This is a genomic window from Brevibacillus massiliensis, from assembly GCF_000311785.1.
Lineage (GTDB): Bacteria > Bacillota > Bacilli > Brevibacillales > Brevibacillaceae > Brevibacillus_C > Brevibacillus_C massiliensis.
In genome coordinates, this window is the sequence record NZ_HE978552.1 from 58541 (window position 1) to 60477 (window position 1937).

5 protein-coding genes and 1 pseudogene are annotated in these 1937 nt (G+C 50.8%); all 6 read left to right on the forward strand.

What is annotated here, in order from left to right; translation table 11 throughout:
• Positions 1-632: pseudogene (locus HGBM_RS31980) on the forward strand (DNRLRE domain-containing protein); the annotation flags it as partial.
• Positions 629-874, forward strand: a complete 246-nt coding sequence (locus HGBM_RS24155; RefSeq protein ID WP_019123649.1) for a hypothetical protein — start codon at positions 629-631, stop codon at positions 872-874. The pseudogene HGBM_RS31980 and the gene HGBM_RS24155, both read left to right, overlap by 4 nt.
• Complete coding sequence (locus HGBM_RS31355) at positions 874-984, forward strand: CD1375 family protein (protein ID WP_019123650.1); 111 nt, start codon at positions 874-876, stop codon at positions 982-984. The genes HGBM_RS24155 and HGBM_RS31355 overlap by 1 nt, the downstream gene beginning before the upstream one ends.
• Before the next feature lie 46 nt (positions 985-1030).
• On the forward strand, positions 1031-1156 hold the full coding sequence (locus HGBM_RS32185) for a CD1375 family protein (RefSeq protein ID WP_019123651.1): 126 nt from the start codon (positions 1031-1033) through the stop codon (positions 1154-1156).
• 85 nt (positions 1157-1241) lie between these two features.
• Positions 1242-1697: a phage holin family protein gene (locus HGBM_RS24170; protein WP_019123652.1), complete on the forward strand. Its 456-nt coding sequence runs from the start codon at positions 1242-1244 to the stop codon at positions 1695-1697.
• A gap of 46 nt (positions 1698-1743) precedes the next feature.
• A partial coding sequence (locus tag HGBM_RS24175) for a glycoside hydrolase domain-containing protein (RefSeq protein ID WP_245553068.1) occupies positions 1744-1937 on the forward strand: 194 nt, incomplete at its 3' end.

Genomic DNA, 1937 nt, shown 5'->3' on the forward strand with positions numbered 1-1937 from the left:
CGGTGGAAACCCGGAAATTCCGCGTCATATGGAACCGTCCACCGACGATTAGCGGAGAAAACAGCGATCTCGGTATCTTTGAAGAAGCACCGACTGTCTCGTACAACGTTACAGATCCAGAAGGCAACGGATTCACCGTTACAGAGAAAATAAACGGGACGGTTCTTCGTACTTTCCCTGGTGTTGCCGGACGAGAAGAAACGCTGGAAATACCGTTGGACACTTGGTTGCGCTTGGAACCTGGAGTGCAGCACACTCTAACAATTGAAGCGACTGACAGCCAAGGGGCAACGTCTGTCCGCACGTACACACTGACACGGTTTGAGGACGAAATCTACTTCGAGATCGAGGAACCATGGCCGACAGATGCAGCAGCTAAGCGTGTACTCCTGACCCTGGATATGACTCTCCCTGCTGGCGCCATCCTGATCGCTGAGGCTTGCAACAACGCTTTTGATGCTGCGCCTGCATGGGAAGATATCTCCTTTTACGCGCGGTATGGGCGCGGCTATGTGTTTCTTAACGACCAGAAAACAGCCGAAAACTGGGGCGTAAGCATTCGTGTGCGGATTCAGAAGGGAACAGCGACCGAGCCAATCGAGATTAAGGGATTTGGAGGTGCATTTGATTGATACCTTTGCAAAACCCAAAGGAAGTCAGTCAGGCGCAGGCGGAACGTGTAGCTGAGGCAAAAAGAAAGGCTGCAATCCCACAGTTGGAGCAAGACACCATCGACAGCATGCTTGCACTTACAGAGGTATACGAAAAAACGGATGCTGACACAATTCTGCTTATGCAGGTGATGACGGAGCTATACGAAAAAAATCTTGAATTGGAAGCACGAATCGCTGCACTAGAAGGAGGACAACCATAGTGGCACATATCTATTACCGGTTGATCAAGGAAGGGTTGAAAACCATTGATCAAGTACCTACAAACCTGCAAAAAGAGGTACAAGCACTACTGGACGCAGACAATGCGTAACGTGGTGCTTTTTATTTGCCTTTGGCTTTTGAAGGGAGGTGACACTATGGCAACTATCTACGTGACACTGATTGTACGGGGGTACAAAACATATTCCGATGTGCCGGACATTCTCAAACCAGAAGTAAAACGGCAGTTGGAAGCTTTGGAGTTAGGAGAGTTAGCGCAGTAATCGATCATAAGATGCATCCAGACCATGAGTTGCCCCGTTCCTAGCGGGGCTTTAGTTTTGCCCTTTGGGCGAGGAGGGAAGATGAGTGAATTTGAAAGAGACAATCGTTACGGCAGCTATAGGAGCAAATGGAAAGGAGACAGCAGTCGGCGGAGCGGTGGCCATCGTCGGATCGGCTATTAGCGCTTTCCTTGGAGGGTGGGATATTACCCTCCGGCTATTGATTTGTGCAATGGTCGCTGATTATGCCACGGGGTTGCTCGGGGCCATCAAAAACAAAAAAGTGGACTCGGATGTTATGTTCTGGGGCGGAGTACGAAAGAGTGTTATTCTGCTCGTAGTTGGTCTGGCCGTCATGCTGGATCAGCTCATGGGGAATGACTCGCCGGTGTTCAGGACATTGGCCTTATACTTCTACATCGGTCGAGAAGGTATCTCCATTCTTGAAAACCTGGGGCACCTTGGCGTACCGTTTCCTGCTTTTTTCAAGCAGATCATGGAACAGTTGAATGAAAGGGGGAATCAAGGTGGCAGCAACTAAAGGTATCGATTGTGCAGTTCCCTTGACAGCAGAAAAAGCAAAAGCGATGGCGGCGGCAGGCATGCGGTTTGCTTGCCGGTATCTCGTTCCGGTGGATTATGCATGGAAACGCCTGACCAGGCCAGAGGCGGAGGCGATCACGGCTGCCGGCCTAAAAATCGTTAGCGTCTTCCAACGCGGAACGAACGACGCAAAAGGCGGGGCGGTGAACGGGACGCGAGACGGCAAGGCTGCATACCA

Bases quoted from the DNA above. Each gene is read 5' to 3' on its own strand.
- HGBM_RS32185 (WP_019123651.1), top strand. From the start codon at position 1,031: ATGGCAACTATCTACGTGACACTGATTGTACGGGGGTACAAAACATAT.